This is a genomic window from uncultured Adlercreutzia sp., from assembly GCA_910585575.1.
Taxonomy (GTDB): domain Bacteria; phylum Actinomycetota; class Coriobacteriia; order Coriobacteriales; family Eggerthellaceae; genus Adlercreutzia.
This window is the reverse complement of sequence record CAJUFS010000010.1, coordinates 19,265-41,286: the sequence shown is the minus strand read 5'-3', so window position 1 is coordinate 41,286 and position 22,022 is coordinate 19,265. Positions and strand designations below refer to the sequence as shown.

The following is a 22,022-nucleotide window of genomic DNA, read 5'->3' as shown; positions in this document are numbered from 1 at the left end:
AAAGCCAACTTGGCCCAAAGGCGGGGCAATTGCAGGCACCTGTCGGAACCTCGCTGACTTGGATTCATAATGCGAGGAGAGAAAAAGTGAAGGTCACCATCATCCGACGGGTTGTGCAGCTGGCCATGTTGGTGCTGTTTTGCCTGCCGCCGCTTTTAGCGGGGTGGGGCGTGTTCGGCCTCTTCGCTGGTGGCGATGAACAGATGCCCACCCCGGCCGACGGGGTGTTCTTCGGCAGCCTCTCGTCTTCGAGCGTCGGCGGTGTCACGCTGTTCGACCCGCTGGCTGCCCTGGAGGTATTCGCGGCCAGCCATAGCCTGGAGCTTGCGGCCCTAGCAGGCGCGCTTCTGGTGCTGGTGGTGTACGGGCTTATCAGCGGCCGGGCGTTCTGCGGCTGGGTGTGCCCGGTGAACCTGCTGGGCGAGGGGGCCGACTGGCTGCGCCGCAAATTGGGCCTAACGGTGCCCGAGCGCACGGTGCCGCGCCGTACGAAAATGGTGGTGGCCGTGGGCGTGGTAGTGCTGTCGGCCCTGGTGGGCTTCCCCGTGTTCGAGGCGGTTTCGCCTATTGGGGTGGTGAACAAGGGCCTCGTGTTCGGCGGTATTGCCGGTGCGGGCACGCTGGTGGCCGTGCTGGCAGCCGAGCTGTTCTTCAGTCGACGCATCTGGTGCCGCTCGCTGTGCCCGCTGGGCGGGGTGTACCAGGCCATCGGCCGTGCGGGCCAGGTGAACGTGGCCATCGACCACGAGACCTGTATCCACTGCGATCGGTGCAAGGAAGTCTGCCTGGCCGATCCGGTCATCCTGGAGCCCGCGGTGGACGGCGATGAGCCCCTGGTGCGCGCCGGCGACTGCATGGTCTGCGGCGCCTGCGTGGACGCCTGCCCCACCAAGGCCCTGAGCTTCCAGCTCGGCCGCCGACCGCGTTAAATGGGTTTGCCCTCCGCCAGCCTACAGCTGCTTGCAGCAGGAGGCGCCCCCAAGGTTCCAGAATCACGCCGTTTGGTTCCCCTCTGCATGTCAAAATGCGCCACTTTGGTTTCCCGGCCTGCATAAAACCCCAGGTCGCATTTTTGGCCAAAGAGAAAGAGGGGAACCAAACTGACGGATTTGGGAACCTGGCGTGTCGCCGCTTTGGTGGATTGGGGAACCTGGCATGTCGCCGCTTTGGTGGATTTGGGAACCTGGCGTGTCGCCGCCTCGGTAGCTTTGGGAACCTGGCGTGTCACCGTCCTGATGGATTTGGGAACCGAGCGTGTCGCCGCCTCTGTTGTCGGGCCGCCGAGCGCCCAAAGGGGCACTTGGTCATTTTCTGCGGCACTGTCCCTATGCTTTTCTCGCTGAGTGTCCCTTTGCTCTTGTCTGCCTCCATAGTATCTTCATATAAGCGTTATTCCTGGTGAAAGTGCGAAAACATCTCAGAATAGTGAGGGATCGCGGTTGCACCGGGAATGAAAAAAGTTCGCAGTGCGAAGCGATCAAGGAGGGACATCATGAGAAAGTCAAAGCTGAAGTCAGCGGTGGCGGCCTTGGGCACCATAGCCCTGGTGGCTGGTTTGGCTGCATGCGCGCCAGGCGGAAGCCCCGCGCCGGCTACCTCGTCGTCGGGTGGCGCCACGGCGGTTGAAGCCCCGGCAGAGATACCCGAGGCCGATCAGTTCGGCGTGGTGCTGGCGGAATCGTGGAAGGACATCTACCCCAATCAATATGAGACCTATCTGGCCAACGAGTCCAACAGCCCCGAGGGCAAGATGGACTATCTGACCGAGTATCCCGAGCTGGTCACCATGTACGCGGGCTACGGCTTTGCCAAGGGCTACGACGAGGCGGCCAGTCACGCCTACACGCTGCAGTCGGTGGCCGAGACCCCGCGCGTTAACGAGAACACCCTGGCCAACTGCATTACCTGCAAGACGCCCCAGTACACGGCCATGGTGAACTCCGAGGGCGATTCGGCCTACCAGAAGCCCTTCGCCGAGGTGCTGATGGAGATGACCGAGCCCATCAGCTGCTACAACTGCCACGAGAACGACCCGTCCAAGGTGGTGGTCACCCAGAAGCACTTCGTCAACGCCCTGGGAGCCGACGCCGACAAGGTGCCCGTCGAGGCCGAGACCTGTGGCCAGTGCCACAACGAGTACTACTTCGCTCCCGAAACCAAGGCCACGTCCAACCCCTACGATGGCCTTGAGGGTATGACGGCGGAGAACATACTGGCCTACTACGACGCCATGGACTTCAAGGACTGGGAGCACACCGAAACGGGTGCCCCTATGTTGAAGGCCCAACATCCTGAGTTCGAGACCGTCTACGGCGGCGCTCAGTCCTCCATGGCGAAGCAGGGCTACAGCTGTGCCGACTGCCATATGGCGCCGGCCCAGGCCGAGGATGGCACCGAGTTCAGCTCGCACAACTTGATCAATCCCACGGAAAGCCCCGAGATCATGGAGAAGTGCCAGGGATGCCACGCCGATCTGCCCGGTCAGATTGTCGAGTGGCAGAAAGCCACCACTGATCGCGAGCACGAGCTGGCAGCGAAGATTGACGCCTATATTAAAGAGCTGGCGAAGCAGCGCGAGACCTTGGATGCCGACAAGTTGGTCGAGGCCCAGCAGATCCATCGCCACGCTCAGTTCTACTGGGATTTCGTGATGGTGGAGAACTCCGAGGGCGCCCACAACCACAGCCTGGCTCAGGACAACCTCGACAAATGTGAGGATGAGCTCAAGGCCGGTTACACGCTCCTCGGCATGACCTGGTAGCCGCAGCGCCTCACTAAGGTGCCTCACCGAAACGCAGGCCTCCTCTTCTAGCCCCGTAGCTAAGGCGCGCCCCGCACTCCCGGGCGCGCCTTGTACTGCGGAGCAGCGAAACGTCCAACCAATGAGACGGCCAGCCGTCTCGGGCGTGCTATGATGGGCCGGTGGGAAGATGACGAAGGAGGTTCTGATGCGCAGGGGTTCTCAGGGAATGGCGCGCTTTGGTCTGGGCCGGATCGAAGGGGCGTTTTTGGCGCTGGCTGCGGTCCTAGTGCTTTCGATCGGCATTTCGTCGACGGCTTATGCGGCGGAGGCGAAGGCCGATCAGCCACAAAAGCCCGTGTCCATCACCATCAGTGCGGCGGGCGATTGTACGCTGGGCGTCGATTCTCGCTACAACAGCGTGTTCAACCAGTATTACAAGCGCCATGGCGATGCCTATTTTCTCAAGAAGGTGAAATCGGTCTTTGCCAAGGACGACCTGACCATTGTGAACTTCGAGGGCACCCTCACCTCGGGAGGCAAGCGCGCGAGCAAGGCCTTCACCTTCCGCGGTCCCGCCAAGTACGTGAACATCTTGAAGAAGGGCTCCGTGGAAGTGGTGAACCTGGCCAACAACCACTCTTTGGATTTCGGCAAGGGCGCCTTGAATAACACGAAGAAGGTGCTGAAGAAAAACGGCATTCCCTTCAGTTATAAATCCACCATCGCCTACAAGAAGGTGAAGGGCGTGAAGGTGGCATTTTTGGGCTTCGACGAAGTGGATGGCGTGAAGAAGAAGGACGTCAAAAACGGTATCAAGAAGGCAAAGAAAGCCAAGGCGGACATTATCATCGTCAGCTTCCATTGGGGCATCGAGCGCGACTACTACCCCAATGCCACCCAGAAGAAGCTGGGCCGCTACGCCATCGACTGCGGCGCCTCGCTGGTGCTGGGCCACCATCCTCATGTGCTGCAGGGTATCGAGAAGTACCAGGGCCGCTACATCGTGTACAGCCTGGGTAACTTCTGCTTCGGCGGCAACACGAACCCCGCCGATAAGGACACTATGATTTTCCAGCAGACGTTCACCGTGAAAAACGGCAAATTGACCAGCAAGAACAACGCGAAGATCATTCCATGTTCGCTGTCGGGCAAAAGCTCCACCAACGATTTCCAGCCGCGGGTGCTGAAAGGCTCGGCAAAGAAGTCCCTCATCGCGAAGATGAATCGCCTCAGCCGCGGCATGCACGTCAAGGTAACCTCTACGGGCAAGATCAAATAGCGAAGGTCGCGCTGAGACGGCCAACCGTTTGGTCTGTCTCATAAGGTAGGGGAGAAGGTCGGGCGATTGGTTGTCTTGGATGAGGCAAGTCAGGCGGTTGGCCGTCTCAATCTGGTCCAATGAGGCAAGTTGGGCGGTTGGTCGTCTTGGATGAGGCGAGTCAGACGGTTGGCTGTCTCACTGTCCGTTGTCCTATCTGTGGCATTCTGGTTCTCCGCAAAAGTTGATGATCCGCAGAACTACCCTGAAAGGGTGATGTGGCTTCGCGCTTTCTTTCGTAAGATATGAGGCAGTTCGACCCCATGATCGCAGACTGCGGCGTTCTGAGGGATTTTGCGCAAAAGTGCTGGTTTTGACGATTTGTCTTCCAGGGCGCTTGCATCATGGGCGATACTTTGAAGGATGTGTTCAAGCCGTAGGGGAGGCGGCTCAATCGCGAGCGAGAAGGAGTTTCATGAACGCGAAGATGAAGAAGCGCATGATTGCGGTTTCGGGCGTCATCATTATCGTGCTGATTTTGGTGCTCGCCTTCGTGGGCGGCAACACCGCCGCGCAAACCCTGTCTGTGGCTGAAGCTGCCGAGAATCCCCAGGCTGGACAGAAGGTCCAGGTGTCGGGCAACGTGGTGCAGGATTCGTTCTCCACAGCCGGCGACACCCTGACGTTCAAGATCTACGACCCCGAGGGCGATCCGGCCACCCAGCTTGAGGTGGTTTACGACGGAGCCGCCTCGTCCACGTTCGGCAACGACGTGACGGCCATTTGCACGGGAAAGATCGATGACGCCGGCGTGTTGCAATGCTCCGAGCTGGTTACCAAGTGCCCCTCCAAGTACGAGAACGCCGACAGTGCCCTGACGGTCGAGCAGCTGCTGGGCTATGGCGCCGACGTGTACGGCAAGATGGTCAAGGTGGCCGGCACCGTGAAGGACGGCACCTTGAAGCCGGCGGGCGAGGGCGATCGCTTCGTGATCGTCGACGAGAGCGGCGCGGGCGAAATCCCCGTGGCCTTTGACGGCGCGCTCTCTGACGAGGTGACCGACGGTGCCACCGTGGTGCTCACGGGCTCCCTGAACGACGACGGCAGCTTTGCCGCTACGGACGTGGCCCTCGAGGGCTAAGCGAAAGGACCTTCCATGTCGATGATTGGACTTCTGGGCCTTTTAGTGGCCTTTGCTTGCTGCGCCGTTTCCCTGGTGTGCCTGGGCGCTGCCCATATCACCTACAAGCGCCGCTCATTTGAAACTTCCGAGACCTGGGCCTGGGGCGCCCGTCTGGCCACGGTGCTGGGCGCGGTAGCGCTGACGGTGTGCTGCGCCGTACTGGTATGGTGCTTCTTCTCAGGCGACTACACCATCCAGTACGTGCTCGACAACCGCTCGTCCTCCACGGGCGACCTGGCGTGGCTCTACAAGCTGGCGGGCCTGTGGGCCGGTCGCGAGGGCTCGCTGCTGTTCTGGGCGTGGCTCATCGCCGTATTCAACTCGGTGCTGGTGTTTGCCACGCGCAAGGACACCCGTCCGCTGGACAACGCCGCCCTGGCCGTGGCCCAGGTGGTGCTGCTGGCCTTCGTGGGCGTGCTGCTGTTCTCGGAGAGCAATATGCCCTTCACGGTGACGGACAGCCGCTACTTCTCCGACGACGGCTCGCTGAACGCCATGGCCTCAATGGTGGGCATGAACACGCTGCTGGAGCACTGGGCCATGGCCATCCATCCGCCCACGTTGTTTATCGGTTACGCGGGCCTGACCATTCCCTTCGCCTACGCGCTGGCTGCCCTTATTGTCAATGACGACTCGCCGCTGTGGGTCAACCGCTCCACAAGCTTCCTTATGTTCTCGTGGGTGCTGCTGGGCGCCGGCATCGGTCTGGGCGCTGTTTGGGCCTACGTGGTGCTGGGCTGGGGCGGCTATTGGGGCTGGGACCCGGTGGAGAACGCCAGCCTGCTGCCGTGGCTCATCGGCGTGGCGCTTATTCATTCCTTCACGGTGTACCGTCAGCGCGGGGCCTTCAAGCGCTGGAGCGTGTTCTGCGCCTGTCTGACCTTCTCGTTCGTGGTGCTGGGCACCTTCATCACCCGTTCGGGCCTGGTGCAGTCGGTGCATGCCTTCGAGGGCGACCCGGTGTCGCTCGTGCTGTTTGCGGCGCTGATCATTGTGTCGCTTTTGGCGGGTATCGTGGGCTTGCTGGTGCGCCGTGGTAGCTTTGGCGTTGAGAACGCGGCCGATGACGACATCGACTCCCTGATGTCCAAAGAGGCGGCCTATTACGTGAACAATCTGGTCATGGTGGTGTTCGCTGTGCTGCTGGCCTACATGACCATTTCCTCGGCGCTACCCAGCTGGCTGCCCTTCGGCGGTCAGGCCCTGTCGGCTGGCACCTATAACGCCATCGCGCGCCCCTTGGGTATTCTGTATCTGGCCGTGCTGGCCATCTGCCCGCTTCTGGGTTGGCGCCGCACCGAGAAGAAGGCGTTCTGGCGTCTGGCCCGCATCCCCGCTCTGTGCGCAGGGCTGCTGTTCATCGTTCTCATGATCTACTTCGTCACCTATCTGCTGTCCAGCTATCAGGCGCAGATCGATGCCGGCGGCGCCACGGCCGAGGGTCTGCTGGAGCAGGGCGCGCCGCTGTACTACAACGGTTTGGCCGTGGTGGGCTTCCTGGTGGCCAGCCTGCTGTTCTTCAACGCGGCGTTTATGGCGGCGCGGGCGCTGCGCAAGGTGCGCGCCGCGGGCGGTCTGCGCAAGCGCTTCCCGCTGTTCGGCGGCTCGGTGTGCCATGCGGCCATGGGCATCATCCTGGTGGGCCTCATCGGTTCCTCCATGTACGTGACCGAAGTCACCGGCTACATCCCCTATGACGAAGAGGCCGACACGGCCGCGGAAACCTTCACCATCCAGGACTTTGAGCTGCAGTACACGGGCAACTCCATCGATGACCTGGGCAACGGCAATGTGCGCTACACCGTGTCCTTCGACGCCTACAAAGATGGCCAGTTCGTGGGCCAGGTGCACCCGTCGGTCCAGGTGACGGGCACCACGCAGCAGCAGAAGCTGGAGGCCTCCGTCATCGGGTTCCCCTTGGAGGACCTGTTCGTGGTGTACCGCGGCGTGAACGACGAGGGCGATTTCTCCATGGACGTGCGCGTCAACCCGCTGATCAGCTTCGTGTGGGTGGGCTTCGGCCTGCTCATGGTGGGTTCGGTCGTCTCGCTGTTCTCCAAGCGGGCCAGTCGGAAGGAGTCCGATCCGGCCGATGAGCCCGTGGCTCTTCAGGCCGCTGAGGCCCAGGATGCGGACGTGGTTGTTGCCGAGGCTGAAACTGTCGAAGTGACGACAGAGCCTGCGGCGACTGGGGAGGTCGCGGTGGCGGAAGCGGCCGTCGCGGAGTCCGTGCCGGTTGCTGCTGAGGACAAGGACGCCCAGTGACGGCGGCCCTGACAGTCGATCATCTGACGAAGTCGTTCGGCGGCCGCAAGGCCGTCGACGACGTGTCGTTCGCGCTGCCCGAGGGAGCCTTTCTCTCGGTGTTCGGCCCGAACGGCGCGGGCAAGACCACGCTTCTGCGTATGCTGGCCACGCTGTCGCGTCCCACGGAGGGTACCATCGAGGTGCGCGGCATCAGTCTGAAGGAAGAGCCGGATCGGGCGCGCGAGTCCATCGGGCTCATCTCTCACAACCCCATGCTCTACCCCGACCTTACGGCCGAGGAGAACCTGCTGCTCTACGCCAAGCTCTACGGGGTGGAAAACCCTCAGAAGCGGGTGATCGAGTTGCTGGACGCCGTGGGGCTCAAGCACCGCCGCTTGGACCGCGTGCGCACGTTTTCGCGAGGCATGACCCAGCGCACCTCCATTGCTCGTGCCCTGATCAACGACCCCTCGCTCGTCCTGCTCGATGAGCCGTATTCGGGGCTCGACCCCCACGCCATCGAGATTTTCGACGAGCTCATCGAAAGCGTGCGCGAAAACCGCACCTTCGTCATGGTCAGCCATGATCTGGACAAGGGACTTGCCCTGGCCAGCCATGTCCTGGTGCTGGCGAAGGGCCGCGTGGTGGCCTTCGCCGAGAAGGGCGATTTGGCTGACGACGAGTTCCGGACGCTGTATCGCTCGACCGTGGGATTGGGGGTGGCGTAAATGGCCTGCAAGCCTCCCTCCACGTGGGCGCAGTACAAGACACTGCTGGCGAAAGACCTGAAGGCGGAGTTCCGCACCAAGGACATGATCGTGTCCATGGGCATCTACGCCTTCCTGGTTATCGTGGTCTTCGGCGTGGCGCTCTCCTTCGCCCGCCCCGGGGCGGAGTTTCTCGAGGTGTCCGGCGGTCTTCTGTGGGCGCTCGTGGTATTCACCTCGCTTCTAGGGCTCAATCGCTCGTTCTCCCATGAAACCGAGAACGGTTGCCTGGAGGGTCTGCTGCTGGCGCCGCTCGACCGAGGTGTCATCTTCTTGTCCAAGGCCACGTCCAACTTGATCTTCTTGGCCCTGGTGGAAGTGATCGCTGTGCCGCTGTACTGGGTGTTCTTCTCCAGCTTCGCGTCGCCAGCGGAAACCGGCTGGCTTTTGGTGGTGCCGCTTCTGCTGGGCAGCATCGGCATTGCCGGCATCGGCACGTTGCTGTCCACCATGACGGCCTCTACCCGCGGCAAGGACGTCATGCTGGCGCTTCTGTTTGTGCCCATTATCTTCCCGCTTTTGTACGCCTGCGTGTCCGCCACTACCTGCGCCTTGGTGGGCGGCGAGGTGTTCGCCGAGGGCTTCTTTACGTCCTTGGCTTTGGGAGCGGGCTATGACGTGATCATGATTCTTGCGTCGTGGGTGCTCTACGACTTTGTGGTGAACTAGCGCGACGCGCGTCGGCCGTGGGGACGGGCAACGCGCGTTGCGAGGCAAGCGGCCCCGAGGGGCGCGCTGGAGGAAAGGAGGCCTTGTGGCCGACAAGAAGAAACTGAAGTTGCCGGAGGTGGGGCAGTGGCCCGATAAGCTGATGGCGCCGGCCCTGATTGCCGGAGCGGTGCTGACTACTCTCGGCTTCCTTATGGCGTTTTTCATCGTGCCCCCTGTGGGCGGTGCGGCGGTGGACGGTGTCGAGCTTATCGGCGACTCCATGGTGTCCCAGAAGATGCTGCTGTCGCAGAAGATCTTCTACTTCCATATGCCCGTGGCCATCACCTCGTTTCTGGGCATGGCCTTCGGCTGCTACTACGCGGTGCGCTTCCTCATGACGAAGAACCAGCGCTTCGACACCTGCTCGCGCATCTGTCTGGAAATTTCGCTGCTGTTCATCATCATGACCATGATTACCGGCGAGATGTGGACGCGCTTCGAGTGGGGCGTGTGGTGGAGCTGGGAGCCCCGTCTGACCACCTACCTCATTTTGATGCTCATTGTCATCGCCTACTTCGTGCTGCGCAGCTCGGTGGACGAGCCGGAGCGCAAGGCTACCTTTGCCGCTGTTATCGCCATTATCGCTACGGTGGACGTGCCCATCTGCTTCATGATCACGCGCCTTATTCCCTCGTCCATCCACCCGGTGGTGCTGCGCGAGGGCGGCATGAGCCCCGAAATGGGCATGTGCGTGGGCCTGTGCGCCCTAGGGATGCTGCTGGTGGGCTTTGCCCTGTACCGCGCCCGTTTCAATCAGGTGCGCCTGACCCAGCGCGTGGAAGCGCTCAAGGAATCCCTCGAAGACTAGCGATGCGAACGATGGCCCGCTTCTCGACCGAGAAGCAGCCGCGATAGAAAGGTCGAACCATGAACCCCATTCTTGCCGATATCTATTCCACTATTCTGCCCTCGGCACCGTATATCATTGCCGCCTATGCCCTTCTGTGGGTGGCGCTGCTGGTGTACGTGCTCATGATCTTCCGTGGCACGAAGAAGGCTGAGGCCCAGCTCATGCTGCTGGAAGAAGCCGTGGCCGATCAAAAGGCCAAGACCCAGTAGTTGCCGCGGGTCTTCGGAGGGAACGCCCTCCCTGGCTCGCTGCAGCGCCGCCCCTCTGGTACGGAAGGTGCCAAGTGGGAAAGCATCTGGCTTACCAAGCGGATGATTATCCGGTTGAGTGCGCATGGAATAGCCCGTTCAGGTGATGAGCCTGGACGGGCTTCTCTTATATGCTGGATGCAGTAAGTGTTTCGCTGAGCTTCTGAGGTGGCATGATGGCGGCAACGGACGCGCCGGGGAAACGCCCAGGGCAAAAGTTGAAGAGGGGAGTGCCATGAATCCAATCCTGCGCGGACTGCTGCTGGGAGTGGCGTGGCTGGCCTGCGGGCTGGGCATTGTGGGCGTGTTCGTGCCCGTGCTGCCCACGACGCCGTTGCTGTTGCTGGCCACGTTTCTTTTCGCGAAGTGCTCGCCCCGCGCCCACGCCTGGATAACGGGAACCAAGGTCTATCGCGCCTACGTAGTGCCCTTCAAAGAGGCCGGCGGCATGCCGGTAGGAGCCAAAGTGCGAATGTTGGCCATTTCTTATGCCGTGCTGGTGGTATCGGCCCTGTTGGTGCAGAAGCCCCTGGTGTGGGGCATTCTTGCTGCTGTGGCTTTGTTCCTGCTGTGGTTGGCCATGTTCCATATTCCCACTATCGAAAAAGCCGCCGTCGCTCCCTTGGGCGACGAGCTGGAACTAGAAGCCTAGAAGCCTAGAAGCCTAGAAGCCTAGAAGCCTAGAAGCCTAGAAGCCCCTGCCAACGTTCTGCGGCAAAGCTTTTTTTTGGGGGGGCACGTCGCAGACTCGAGTGGTGCAGGTGCTACGCCGCAGGAATTCATCCACTACAAAGCCTTTGAGGGCTGCGTGCGCCGCGGGACCAGGAGAAGGCGGGGACGGCGGCGTAGAAGTTCATTCACCAACAAAGAAGGGAGCCCCGGCGGGCTCCCTTCGTGCGTTTCGTGGACGGCGAAGACGGGGTGCGGTTATTTCCGTTGCGTCGTTTCCACTTCGACGGTGGTGTCGCCCGCGTCCTTGGCCACGTAGACGAAGCCCACTTCGCCGTTCACGGGCAGCTCGTTGTAGGCCACCATCTCGGCGATCTCGGCGGCCGTAGCGCTCTTCGGCTCGGTCTCAAGCAGGTAGGCGGTGTCGGCGCGGCGCTCCATGGCCTCGGTGAAGTCCTTGGTGCCCACGAAGACTTCCTGCTTGTAGGGGTTCACGCCCAGCTTCTTGGAGCGGTAGGCAATGTAGGCCAGGGCGGCGATGTTGGCGAACAGGGCGATGAGGGACACGGCCAGGTTCACGTTGGGGTTATTCACGGAGTTCGCCGCGAAGATGGAGTCGTTGGCGAACATGGGAACCATCTGGCAGAACATGCACCACATGGCCAGGGTAAAGGCGCGGTTCTGGATCCAGCCGCCCTTGTTCCAGATAAGACCAGCGATGGTAGGCGCCAGCAGCAGCGCGATGCCGCAGTACCAGGAATGGGTGGGCAGGCAGTTGTAGGTGTAGCAGAAATTCCACAGGTCGTAGGCAATGATGAACACCCAGGTCATGTCAGGCCACAGCATGTCCTGGCGCTTCTTGGAGATGTAGATGCCGAACCAGCCGGTCATGCACAGGATGTTCAGGATGCCGGCGATGCCGTTGAACACGTTGTGCCAGCCGCCGTACAGGGTGACGCCCTCGGAGGATACCCAGGTGGTGCCGAAGGCACGGAAGGCACTCTCGAAGTCGGACACCACGGCGATCATGATGTTGATGGCCACGATGACGAAGGGGAAGGCCTTGAACCAATGGGAGCGGCCGATCTTGCCCCAGGAGTACTTTAGCGCCATGAAGCCGATGCAGCCGGCCAGGGCTGCGTACACCTTGGCGTAGTGGAACCAGCTGTTCATGTCGGTGTGCGTGGGGTTGTTGAGGGCCCATTCCTGTCCCATACCAGCCCCGATGGCAATGGCGATGCAGTATACCGTCATGACGGCCGACACGCCGAAGAACATGATCATGCCGCCGGCTTTGGTGCGGCGGGCGAACTCATTGAGCAGAATGAGCGCCACCAGCACCAGGGCCAAGCCAAGCCACTGGTACAGCGCGTTGGGTCCGTACACGTCGAATAACATGGGTATCCCTCCTTAATCGATACCACTGATGGGCGAGCGCAGCGGGGGTGGATCAGGAAAGGACGCGGTGCCGTGCTGGCCCACCCCCACTGGCTTTGCAAGGCCGTTCCTTGCTCGTTGGCAAAAACCATACTCCCATCGTCATCTTCAGTCAATATTCACAAATTACCAAACCGATAACAATTGACATATATAAATTATTCGTCAATAAATCCTTGTTATACGGGAAAAATCTTGCTAGTATGCCTGCCATAAATTTCATAAATGAAAGTAAATAAAAACTTTCACGAAGAAATTACTGAAAATCGGAATGGAACGATTGGAGGGGTCATGATGGGGGATGAGAAAAGGCCGGCATCCGAGAAGGAGCCCCAAGGGGCTCTTGCCGACGAAGGTAATGTCGAAAGCGGCAGCGCCGGCCCCGGGGTACCGGGGCGCGACGGTGCGCCGCCGGCGCCGCAGCGACCGCGCAAAAAGTGGCCGATGGTGGTGGGCGTGATAGCCGTCGTGTTGGTGGTGGCCGGCGCGGGCTTTCTCGTGTGGCACGAGAGCCCTTCGTTCTGCAATGCCATCTGCCATGAACCGATGGATCCCTATGTGGAGGGCTACTATCAAGACGAGGCCCTCATGGCCCATGTCCATCAGGTGGCCGACACTACGTGCCTCGACTGCCATGAGCCCAAGATCGACGAGCAGATCACCGAGGGGCTTGCTTGGGTTCGTGGCGACTATTCTGTGGGAGAAGACGGCATGCTGACCACGGTGGGCGTGCGCTCGGATGCGCAGATGTGCGCTACGCCCGACTGCCATGACTTCGAAGGGGTCGTCGCGGCCACCCAGGACTGGGGCGGCGAGGAGGGTGTGAACCCCCATGAGTCCCACCAGGGCTATCAACTGGATTGCAGTAGCTGTCACAGCGCGCACGGTCAATCCATGATGTACTGCAACACTTGTCACGACTACCAGGTTCCCGAAGGCTGGGCGGCTCCCGTGCAGAGTGCCGAGCCAGCAGATAAGGCCTAGGGGAGGGGGAGCAATGCATGCGAGTAAGTTAACGATGGTTGCCTGCAGTGCGGCGGCGTTGACGCTGGGCCTGTCTGGCTGCGGAGCGTCTTTCGAGGGCTCGGGCTCCAAGGACGCTGCCAGCGCCGAGCAGCTGGCGCTGCACGCGGACGATCCGTGGGCTGTGGAAACAGCAGCCGATCCGGCAGCTAAAGCCGAGGGATCGCTGCACGATGGTGTGTACGTCGGCGTGGGCAAGGGCATGGAAGGCCTCATCACGGTGACGCTGCTGGTGGATGACGGCCGCATTTCGTGCTTGGAGACCACCCAAGAGGGCGAGAGCCAGAGCCGTGGTGGCTACGAGGCCATTCGCGATGGCAAGTACGCCCAGATGATCGAGGCGGCCCAGGGGTCGGACATCGATACCATTTCGGGGGCCACCATTACCACGGCCGGCGTGAAGCAGGCAGTCGATGATGCCCTGGCCCAAGCCGAGCAGGGCGTGGCCGCGGAAGCTACCGCGGCCGATGCAACCGGAGAGGAGGCGTAGAGCCATGACGACAGAGCATAAGACGATCTCCTCCGGTTTGTCGCGCCGCGACTTTCTGACGGGGTCGGCGGTTGCCGCCGGGGCGGCGGCTGTAGCCGGGCTGTTCGGTGCCGAGTCCGCGTTTGGGGCCGACGAGCGCTACGGCAATTGGACGCGCGAGGGAGATAACGCGCCGACAGTGCCCGAAAGCGCGGCTACCAACGCCAGTGCCGCGGACGGCACTTACCGCGACCACAACCCCGAGGCCTTCCCGGCCAACGACGCGTCGCCTATTCCGCCGCGCGCGGTGCCGGCTTCGTGGGACTACGAATGCGACATCTGCGTGGTGGGTGCCGGCGGCGGCGGTCTGAACGCGGCGGCCCGCGCGGCCGAGCTGGGCGCGAACACCATCTGCGTCGAAGCCCTGGGGCTTCCCGGCGGCAATGCCCAGGAAGCGGGCATGTGCGGCATTCTGGGAGGTATGTCCATGCAGGAGGGCAAGAAGTTCGCCTTCCCCAGCTATCCCTTCGACGCCCAGGCTCTGACCGACTGGGCTATGGACGAGTACCATTACGCGGCCGACCCGAAGCTTATCTACAAGATTGCCTCGGAGGGCGGCCCGAGCTTGGACTGGATGGCCGACTGCGGCGTGCAGTGGCGTTTGGGCGAGGTACCGGTGTACGTGGCTCCTAAGAACTCCACGCTGGACCATCATGTGCTGAAGATGAAGGATGCCACGGATGCCATGTTCGCCTATGGCCAGCGCAAGGGCGTGGACTACAAGTTCCAGAGTCCCGCCGTGGCCCTGGTGCAGGATGACGACGGCCGCGTGGTGGGCGTGGTCATCAACGAGGGCTTCACCGACGAGCGCTACATTCACGCCAAGAACGCCGTCATTTTGACGGCGGGCGGCTTCTGCAACAACAAGGCCCTGCTTGATAAGTACATTCCCACGGCAGCCATGGGCTGCGCCTCCAGCTACTTGACGGCCAGCGAGACCGGCGAGTGCTTCCGCATGGGCCTGGGGGCCGGAGCCGATGTGTCCGGCTTCAATTCCTCCGCCTCCTTCGATGGCGGCGTGGACTGGCAGGCTGAGGGCGGCACCTGGGCGCGCTTCCTCTACGACGGCATGACTCAGCTGTCCCGCCAGCCGTGGTTGACCATCGACCGCTGCGGCAACCGTCTGCGCTACATGGATTCCCGCGTGGGTGAGGACGGCGCCAATGCCATCTACGCTTTGGGCGACTTGGCCACCATCCAGATGACCCCGCCAGGCCATCGCTCCTACATTATCTTCGACGCCAACTACGAGGATCATCTGGCCGGGTTTGCCCAAGAGCACTGCCGTAAGCTCATCACGCCGGACTTGGAGCAGATTGAGAAGGTGCCCGAGCACTATCGCGACTGGCATCACGGCGTGCAGGACGCCATCGACGCCGACGTACTGAAGCGCCGCGATACCTTGGAAGAGCTGGAGGCCGATCTGGGCCTGGCCGAAGGCGTGCTCACCGAGGCTGTGGCCCGATGGAACGAGGCCTGCGAGCGCGGCGAGGACGACTTCATGTATCCCATGCCGCCTGAGTGGCTCCATGCCATCACCGAGCCGCCGTTCTACGGCTGCCGCATCGGCGGCAACCTGTACGGCACCAAGGCCGGCCTGCTCATCAACGATCAGATGCAGGTCGTAGGCACGAACGGCCGCGTTATTCCCGGTCTGTACGCCGGCTGGCATACGGCCGGCGGCGCCTGCGGTGAGAACAGCTACATTGGCGATCCTATTCTGGGCTCGCTCATGGGCGACGTGGGGCTGGCGTTCTGCGGCGGCTACCTGTGCGGTACCAGTGCGGTGGAAAACGAGATGGGAGGTGCCCGATGAAGGCAATGAAAGGTATGGCGCGGCCGTTTCTGACGCTGTTCGCCATGGCGCTGGTCATAGCGCTTCTGGGTCGTATCGGCCTGACGGTGGCCGGGGCCACGGGCATCCTGGCCTTCGACTACATCTCGGCGTCGGGAGTGGCTATTCTCGATGTGATCTGCTCGATCCTCACGGGCTCGGCCTTCGTGGCGTTTCTGTTTGCCGCAGGGCTGGCGCTGGTGGTGTCCACGGCGGGTCCGGTGCTCTATGGCGCGCTGTACGCCCAGGGTCGCGAAGGCACGGGGCGTGCGGGCACGGCGTTTCTTTGGGGCTGGGCCACGGCGCTTGTGGCGCTGGTGTGCCTGGTCATCGTGGTGCTCGGCATTCTGTCGGCGGTGCAGGTGGGTTCCATGAGCTCGAAGCTGCCGGGGCTGCCGGTCATCGTGCTGGGCGTGGTGGGTTTCGCGGCGTTTCTGGGCACGCTTCTGGGCGCTGCCTCGCTGGTGGTGTGCGCCTGCGTGGCTCGCGCCCGCGCTGGGCGCAGCCTGACGGCCTCGCTGGTGGCGGCCGTGGCTTTGTGCGGTGCCGTGGTCATGGTGCTGACCGTGGGCACCTTCGGGGCCCTGAACACCGCGGCCATCGACTTGCCCGTGCTGGGTGCTTGGTTTGCGGCTGATCTGGCGGTGAACCTGGTGATGCTGTTCGGCGCGCAGGCTTACCTGGGGAAACTGGGGAAGGGCACGGTACCGGTGGCTTGCGAAACTGCGCCGGCGGTTTAATTCAACTTGTCCGCGGTGGCGGGCGCCGGGATAAGGGCGGCCAGGTCTGCTTGTTCTTTGGCCTGCTTGCGGGCGTTGAGGTCGGCTACGACGACGTGGCCGACCTTTTCTATGGCCTGGCGCTGGTCAGGCGTGAGGTTTGCCCAGAGTTTGTTTTGGGCCAGCTCGTTCACGGTGGTGCCGATGACCTGGGCCTCGTAGACGCCCTCGTCGGTAAGGGCCACATAGACGGCCTTCTTGTCGTGGGGCGACTTCAGGCGCTGGGCCCAACCGCGCTGCACTAAGCGCTCCGTAGCGCGCGCGGCGTTGACGGGCGACATCATAAGGGCTTCGGCCAAGGCGCCCACGCGCTCGGGGCGATCGGTTTCGGCCAGGCGTTGCACGATACGGCACTCGTTGAACGAGGCACCGGTGGCCTCCTTCAGTACGCGCTCGGTTTCCTGGCGGATAAGCTCAACCGACACCAGGGCCCGCGAGGCGGGAAACTTCTGGGCCCGGGCCGTATCCAGGGGCGGCTCTATTTCGGCGCCAGCTGCCACAGCGGCCTCGAGGATGGTGCGATAGGTGGGATTCTCGGTGGGGAAGTTCGCGTACAAGCTTTCCACAAGGGAAACGTTCGCGGCAGCTACATGGTTTCTGCCGGCTTCGGTGACTTGGACATAGCGGGTACGACCATCGGTGTCGCCTGTCGTTCGGGTGGCGAGCCCTTCACGCTCGAGAGTGTCAACGGCCTGAGTGATGACGTTCGCTTTCATATTCAGCACCGCCCCCAGATCGCTCTGGCGCAAAGGCTTGGTGGCTTGGAGAAGCTTTGTCAGCACCCGGTACTGGGTGGCGTTGAGACGACTTGCCGCTGCAAGGCCGCGCCGCAAGGCCTCGTGGGCCATCTCGAAGGCCACGAAGTACGTGGAGTCAAGCGAAAAGGGCGTAGTGTTGTCTGTTGCGGCGGCGGTCATGGCTCCTCGAGAGACGCAGAGAATAGTTCATTGAAGTAACGATAATTGTAACGCTTCTTGCGTATTGGCCCTCTGCGCGACAATGGTTTTTCTCGCGAAGTACCGAGAAATTTCGGAAGGCCTTAAGTGGTTAGACCCGCGCCGGGGTGATGGTGCCCTCGGCGTCGACGAAGAAGGCCTGGGCGATTTCGGGGTGGCGCTCTACCAGGGCGCGGCCTCGTTCGGTGCCCAGGGCAAGAAGGGTGGTGGAGAAACCCTCGGCATCGATGGATTTTTCGCATACGACGGTGACGCCGGCGACGTCGGTATCCACGGGCTGGCCCGTGAGGGGCGAGAGGATATGGTGGTAGAAACGTCCTTCGCTGTCGGTGAAGCAGCGCTCGTAGACGCCGCTGGTGACGGCGGAGCCGCGGACGAGCGGTACCGCACCCAGAAGCTCGGCAGGGTTGCGGGGGTCGCGCACGCCCACGCGCCAGGACGACCCATCGGGCTTCGTGCCCGATACGAGTACGTTGCCGCCCAGGTTCACGATGATGCCTGCGAGCCCGTGACGCTGCAGGCCCTCCATAAGCGCGTCGGCAATCCAACCCTTTGCAATGCCTCCGACATCCACCGCTGCCTGGGGGTCGGCCAGTTGGGCCCAGAAGGTTGGCGGCGGCAAAGGTTCGCCGCCTGCTTGCCGCTCGGCCGCATTGGCGTCGCACCCGAGCCGTTCGCTGTCGGGCGCCGCTACCGCGGCGTCTTCCTTCCACAGCTTCAGGTTTTGCCAATGAACGTGCTTGGCAGCGTAGGCAAGCATGGAGGGGTCGGCCTTGCGCCCGCGATGGAAATCCCACAGGCGCACGAGTGGTCCTACGGTAATGTCGAAGGTGCCCTCGCTGGCAGCGCAGTAGCCGACGGCTTTCTGCAGCAAGTCGAAGGTGCGCTCGTCGATGGCCACGGGGCGGCCGCCGGCGTTGTTGATGCGGGAGATATCGGAGTGGGGGAGGGTGCGGCTGAACAGGCGCTCATAGGTGCGACAGGCGCTGCGGGCCTCCTCGAAGGCCGCTTGGGCCTCGGCTGCGTTTCCATAGGCCTGGAGCTCGATCACCGTATTGAATGCCAGGAAGTGCGCCGTAGCCGGTTTACCCTCGGCAGGCGCCGTGAATTCGAAGAACGACTCCGAGGGAATGGGATCGATATTTTGCGCGTTGCCGTTTTCCATAGGTGCCAGTATAGGCCATATCCTGTAATATCGGGGCGTATGCGAATTACGGAGAGAAAGGCGCTCGATGAAGGCACTGATTCCCGCTGCGGGCCTGGGTACCCGCTTCCTGCCGGCCACGAAGGCTCAGCCGAAGGAGATGCTGCTGGTGGTGGATCGCCCCGCTATTCAGTACGTGGTCGAGGAGGGCTTGGCCTCGGGCGCCGATGAGGTGATCATCATCAACAGCCGCGAGAAGCAGGCCATTGAAGATCATTTTACGCCGAACCCCGAGCTGGTGGCGCTTTTACGCGAGCGCGGTAAGGACGCCTATGCCGATGCCGTCGAGTACGTGGGCAACCTGAATGTGGGCTACGTGTATCAGGAGGAGGCGCTGGGCCTGGGCCATGCCGTCCGCTGCGCCGCCGAGCAAACGGCCGACGAGCCCTTCTATGTGCTGCTGGGCGATGTGCTGGTGCCGGGCAACGACATGCTGCCGGCTATGAAGGAGGTGTCCGATGCCCATAATGGTGCCAGTGTCATTGCCGTGATGCCGGTGCCCGACGATCAGGTAAGCCGTTTCGGCGTCATTGCCGGTGCCCCGGTGGCCGACAACGTGTGGAAGGTGGACTCGCTGGTGGAGAAGCCGGCCCTTGAGGACGCGCCGTCCAATTTGGCCGTGTTCGGGCGCTACCTGCTCTCGCCGCGCGTGATGGAGCTTCTGGCCGATGTCGAGCCCGGTGTGGGCGGCGAGATCCAGCTGACCGACGCGCTCGACGCGGTGCTTCAGGAAGAGGAGATGTACGCGTTGGTGGTGAACCCCGACGACGGGTTCGACACAGGCACGGTGGAAAGCTGGCTGGAGACGAACAACATTCTGTTCGAGCGCCAGAACGCCTAGAGAGGACGGTGGGCGCGCGGTGGCTTGGCTCGGCGCACGCTCGGTGGGGGCCGACGAAGACTTTGGGGCGCAAAACCCCAGAAAAGGTGACGAAAAACTTAACGATGAGTAATCAAATCCACAAGTTCACCACGGCTCCGTCATAGGGAATTCAAGGGTGCTTGTTATACTGACGTCAGCAAGTGAGACAACCCCTCCGATCACTTGCCTGCTTTGTCTCTTTTAAAGCAGAAAGCGACTCCTGAGAGAGTCGCAATCCCCCTCCTTCTGGCCCAGCCGGCCCCCTCCGGCTGGGCCGCTTCTTTTTTGCAGCGAGATGTTGCTATTCGAACAAATGTGCTACCATGTTCGCTATGGATACTTTGTTTACTGCAATGGAGAATGATCAGAAGCTCACGGTGGCGCCTTTGGCGGTGCGTATGCGGCCGCGTACGCTCGACGAGGTGGTGGGCCAAGCCGAGGCCGTGGGCGAGGGAAGCTGGATGCGTGCGGCTATCGAGAACGACGCGCTTAGCTCGGTTATCTTGTTCGGGCCAGCAGGCACGGGCAAAACGTCGCTGGCCCATGTCATTGCCGAGTCCACAAAAGCCACTTTTGTGGAGGTGTCTGCTATTGGGGGCACCGTGTCCGACTTGCGCCGTGAAATTGACGCGGCCGAAAAGCGGCTTGTCATGGGTGGGCTGCGTACCATCTTGTTCGTGGACGAGATCCACCGTTTCAATCGCTCCCAGCAAGATGCGCTGCTCCATGCGGTGGAGGACCGTCTGGTGGTGCTGGTGGGCGCTACTACGGAAAACCCCTTCTTCGAGGTGAACTCGGCTCTTATTTCGCGGTCGCGCGTGGTGGAGCTGCATTCGCTTTCCGACGAGGAAATTGCCCAGCTGGTGCGCCGTGCCGTGGCCGATGAGCGCGGTCTGGCGAGGCAGTACGTAGTAGAGGATGCAGCCCTTGACGCCATCGTCACCTTAGCTGGGGGCGATGGTCGCGGGGCGCTTACCACCCTGGAGCTGGCGGCGGCTTTGGTGGCCCCGGGAACGGCCGAGGCGCCGGCGGCCATTACCGAGGCTATGGTGCGCACCGCCACGCCGCATCGCGCGCTGCCCTACGACAAGAACAAGGACATGCACTACGACATCATCTCCGCGTTCATCAAGTCCATGCGCGGCAGCGATCCCGATGCGGCCGTGTATTGGCTTGCCCGCATGATTGACGGGGGAGAGGACCCGAAGTTCATCGCCCGACGCATGTACATTGCCGCCTCGGAGGATATCGGCAACGCCGACCCCCAGGCGCTTCTGGTGGCCGAAGCGGCCTTCCGCGCCGCCGAGGTTATCGGGTACCCGGAGTGTCGCATCAACCTGGCCCAGGCAGCCATCTACTTGGCCCTGGCCCCCAAGTCGAATGCTGCCGAGGCGGCCATCGACGCTGCCCTGCGCGAGGTGCGCAACGGGCCAGCCCGCAAGGTGCCCGATTATTTGCGCGACCGGCACCGTCCCGGTTCCGAGAACTACGGCACCTATCGCTATCCCCACAACTATCCCGGCGGTTGGGTTGATCAGCAGTATCTGCCCGACGGCCTGGAGCGCGGTTGCTTCTACCAGCCCAGCGAACGAGGCTGGGAGGCTTATCGCACCGACGCCGCCGCCCGCGACCGCCGGCCTCAGGGCTAGCGTTTGGGCACGGTGCGCGCTTCGGTGGGGGCAGAGCGAGCCGCGCGAAAACCAAGGTGCGCTCTCCTTGCTTGACACCTTGTCTACGGCCGTTTACGAAACGGCTACCTTGTGGTGGCGCTCTGTGGAATCCCTGGGTGACTTATTAGAATGAGCAAGGTAATAGTATAGTCAAGTCTTCGTAAATATAAGGAGGCTCATCATGGATTTCGCCGCTGTGGTCAATGTGGCATTGCCTATTGTGTATGTGCTGGTTGGCGCTGTGCTTGTATGGTTTGTGGTCGAGTTGGCCCTCACCATTCGCTCGACGCGCTCCACCATCGATGACGCGCACAAAGAGCTCGTCCCCACCCTGCAAAACGTCGAAAAGATCACGGCTCAGGTTGATCCGCTGGTAGGCAACGTGAACACGCTGCTCACCGAAGAGGTGCAGCCCCTGGTGGCCAAGGTGAATGAGTCCATGACCGGCGTGAAGCCGGCCGTTGATCGTGTCGACCCCCTGCTCGAGCGCCTGTCGCTTACCGTTGATGCGGCCAACCTCGAGCTGATGCGCGTCGATCAAATCCTCGAGGATGTCACCCAGATCACCGATTCGGTGTCGAAGGTGGCCGGCTCGGTGGATACCGTCACGAGTGCCCCCATCGATCTCGTCAACACGCTGACGGGGCGCCTGCGCAATCGATTCAAGCCCCGCTACGCTTCGGACGAGTCCGTAACCCTGGGCGCGGCAGCCGATGCTGCCGCCCACGAGGGCGAGCCGGCTCCGCGTCAGGCCACCGTGGCCGATGCGGTCAGCGCCGTAGGGAGCGCCGCCAGCGCGCTCGTATCCGAGCAGAAGGCCCGCATGGCCGAGCGCAAGGCCGAGGGCAAGGCGCGCCAGGCCAAGGCCCAGAGCTTCGAGGACCAGCTGGACGGCACGGCTGCCACCATCACGAACGCGGCGGTAACGGCCACCGATGGCGATACCGACGAGTCCGCGGTCGACCCCGCCATTTCACCGAACGCGGCGGCTGCCCAGGCGAAGCCGGCTCCCGTAAAGCCGACGGGCGACAGCCCTTACACCGTTCAGTAAT

At 62.2% G+C, this 22,022-nt stretch carries 20 protein-coding genes; 17 read left to right on the top strand and 3 right to left on the bottom strand.

Annotated elements, in window-relative coordinates:
* Positions 1–86: 86 nt before the first annotated feature.
* The 10 genes from QZ307_RS02270 to QZ307_RS02225 all read left to right on the top strand — a co-directional run bounded on the left by QZ307_RS02270 (position 87) and on the right by QZ307_RS02225 (position 10,659).
* On the top strand, positions 87–929 hold the full coding sequence (locus tag QZ307_RS02270) for a NapH/MauN family ferredoxin-type protein (RefSeq protein WP_295995215.1): 843 nt from the start codon (positions 87–89) through the stop codon (positions 927–929).
* 563 nt (positions 930–1,492) lie between these two features.
* A complete protein-coding gene (locus tag QZ307_RS02265; RefSeq protein ID WP_295995211.1) occupies positions 1,493–2,761 on the top strand; it encodes an ammonia-forming cytochrome c nitrite reductase subunit c552 in 1,269 nt (422 codons plus the stop codon).
* Positions 2,762–3,008: 247 nt separating this feature from the next.
* Positions 3,009–4,022, top strand: a complete 1,014-nt coding sequence (locus QZ307_RS02260; RefSeq protein ID WP_295995208.1) for a CapA family protein — start codon at positions 3,009–3,011, stop codon at positions 4,020–4,022.
* 454 nt (positions 4,023–4,476) lie between these two features.
* Complete coding sequence (locus QZ307_RS02255) at positions 4,477–5,142, top strand: cytochrome c maturation protein CcmE (RefSeq protein WP_295995205.1); 666 nt, start codon at positions 4,477–4,479, stop codon at positions 5,140–5,142.
* Positions 5,143–5,157: 15 nt separating this feature from the next.
* A complete protein-coding gene (ccsA, locus tag QZ307_RS02250) occupies positions 5,158–7,449 on the top strand; it encodes a cytochrome c biogenesis protein CcsA (RefSeq protein WP_295995201.1) in 2,292 nt (763 codons plus the stop codon).
* Positions 7,446–8,159 carry an ABC transporter ATP-binding protein gene (locus QZ307_RS02245; RefSeq protein WP_295995197.1) on the top strand — a complete coding sequence of 238 codons (714 nt, stop codon included), beginning with the start codon at positions 7,446–7,448 and terminating at the stop codon, positions 8,157–8,159. The genes ccsA and QZ307_RS02245 overlap by 4 nt, the downstream gene beginning before the upstream one ends.
* Positions 8,160–8,867, top strand: a complete 708-nt coding sequence (locus tag QZ307_RS02240; protein WP_295995196.1) for a heme exporter protein CcmB — start codon at positions 8,160–8,162, stop codon at positions 8,865–8,867.
* Between the two features lie 85 nt (positions 8,868–8,952).
* Positions 8,953–9,717: a cytochrome c biogenesis protein gene (locus QZ307_RS02235; protein WP_295995195.1), complete on the top strand. Its 765-nt coding sequence runs from the start codon at positions 8,953–8,955 to the stop codon at positions 9,715–9,717.
* Positions 9,718–9,776: 59 nt separating this feature from the next.
* Positions 9,777–9,968, top strand: a complete 192-nt coding sequence (locus QZ307_RS02230; RefSeq protein WP_295995193.1) for a hypothetical protein — start codon at positions 9,777–9,779, stop codon at positions 9,966–9,968.
* 274 nt (positions 9,969–10,242) lie between these two features.
* Positions 10,243–10,659, top strand: a complete 417-nt coding sequence (locus QZ307_RS02225; RefSeq protein WP_295995190.1) for a DUF454 family protein — start codon at positions 10,243–10,245, stop codon at positions 10,657–10,659.
* A gap of 275 nt (positions 10,660–10,934) precedes the next feature.
* On the opposite strand, the gene QZ307_RS02220 is transcribed toward QZ307_RS02225, so the two are convergent.
* A complete protein-coding gene (locus QZ307_RS02220) occupies positions 10,935–12,074 on the bottom strand; it encodes a DUF5692 family protein (RefSeq protein ID WP_275207186.1) in 1,140 nt (379 codons plus the stop codon).
* Positions 12,075–12,407: 333 nt separating this feature from the next.
* Here QZ307_RS02220 and QZ307_RS02215 point away from each other — a divergent pair, with 333 nt between their 5' ends.
* The 4 genes from QZ307_RS02215 to QZ307_RS02200 are packed head-to-tail and all read left to right on the top strand — an operon-like array spanning position 12,408 to position 16,239.
* Positions 12,408–13,097 (top strand): cytochrome c3 family protein, encoded by a 690-nt coding sequence (locus tag QZ307_RS02215; RefSeq protein ID WP_295995184.1) that lies wholly within the window; start codon positions 12,408–12,410, stop codon positions 13,095–13,097.
* A 13-nt stretch (positions 13,098–13,110) separates the two neighbouring features.
* A complete protein-coding gene (locus tag QZ307_RS02210; protein WP_295995181.1) occupies positions 13,111–13,626 on the top strand; it encodes an FMN-binding protein in 516 nt (171 codons plus the stop codon).
* Between the two features lie 4 nt (positions 13,627–13,630).
* Entirely contained in the window at positions 13,631–15,481 is a 1,851-nt protein-coding gene (locus tag QZ307_RS02205) for an FAD-dependent oxidoreductase (RefSeq protein ID WP_295995178.1), read from the top strand.
* The gene (locus tag QZ307_RS02200; protein WP_295995172.1) at positions 15,478–16,239 is read left to right on the top strand and encodes a hypothetical protein; all 762 of its coding nucleotides are present in this window, start codon (positions 15,478–15,480) and stop codon (positions 16,237–16,239) included. Before QZ307_RS02205 ends, QZ307_RS02200 begins: the two co-directional genes overlap by 4 nt.
* Here QZ307_RS02200 and QZ307_RS02195 read toward each other — a convergent pair.
* Together QZ307_RS02195 and QZ307_RS02190 are read right to left on the bottom strand one after the other, a co-directional pair.
* Positions 16,236–17,195: a MarR family transcriptional regulator gene (locus QZ307_RS02195; protein ID WP_295995169.1), complete on the bottom strand. Its 960-nt coding sequence runs from the start codon at positions 17,193–17,195 to the stop codon at positions 16,236–16,238. The two genes, QZ307_RS02200 and QZ307_RS02195, sit on opposite strands and share 4 nt — an antisense overlap.
* A 130-nt stretch (positions 17,196–17,325) precedes the next feature.
* The gene (locus QZ307_RS02190) at positions 17,326–18,399 is read right to left on the bottom strand and encodes an FAD:protein FMN transferase (RefSeq protein ID WP_295995166.1); all 1,074 of its coding nucleotides are present in this window, start codon (positions 18,397–18,399) and stop codon (positions 17,326–17,328) included.
* 67 nt (positions 18,400–18,466) lie between these two features.
* On the opposite strand from QZ307_RS02190, the gene QZ307_RS02185 reads away from it, so the two are divergent.
* The 3 genes from QZ307_RS02185 to QZ307_RS02175 all read left to right on the top strand — a co-directional run bounded on the left by QZ307_RS02185 (position 18,467) and on the right by QZ307_RS02175 (position 22,021).
* A complete protein-coding gene (locus QZ307_RS02185) occupies positions 18,467–19,279 on the top strand; it encodes a UTP--glucose-1-phosphate uridylyltransferase (RefSeq protein WP_295995163.1) in 813 nt (270 codons plus the stop codon).
* 353 nt (positions 19,280–19,632) lie between these two features.
* Positions 19,633–20,949: a replication-associated recombination protein A gene (locus QZ307_RS02180; protein WP_295995159.1), complete on the top strand. Its 1,317-nt coding sequence runs from the start codon at positions 19,633–19,635 to the stop codon at positions 20,947–20,949.
* A gap of 202 nt (positions 20,950–21,151) precedes the next feature.
* Complete coding sequence (locus QZ307_RS02175; RefSeq protein WP_295995157.1) at positions 21,152–22,021, top strand: DUF948 domain-containing protein; 870 nt, start codon at positions 21,152–21,154, stop codon at positions 22,019–22,021.
* Position 22,022: the final 1 nt, after the last annotated feature.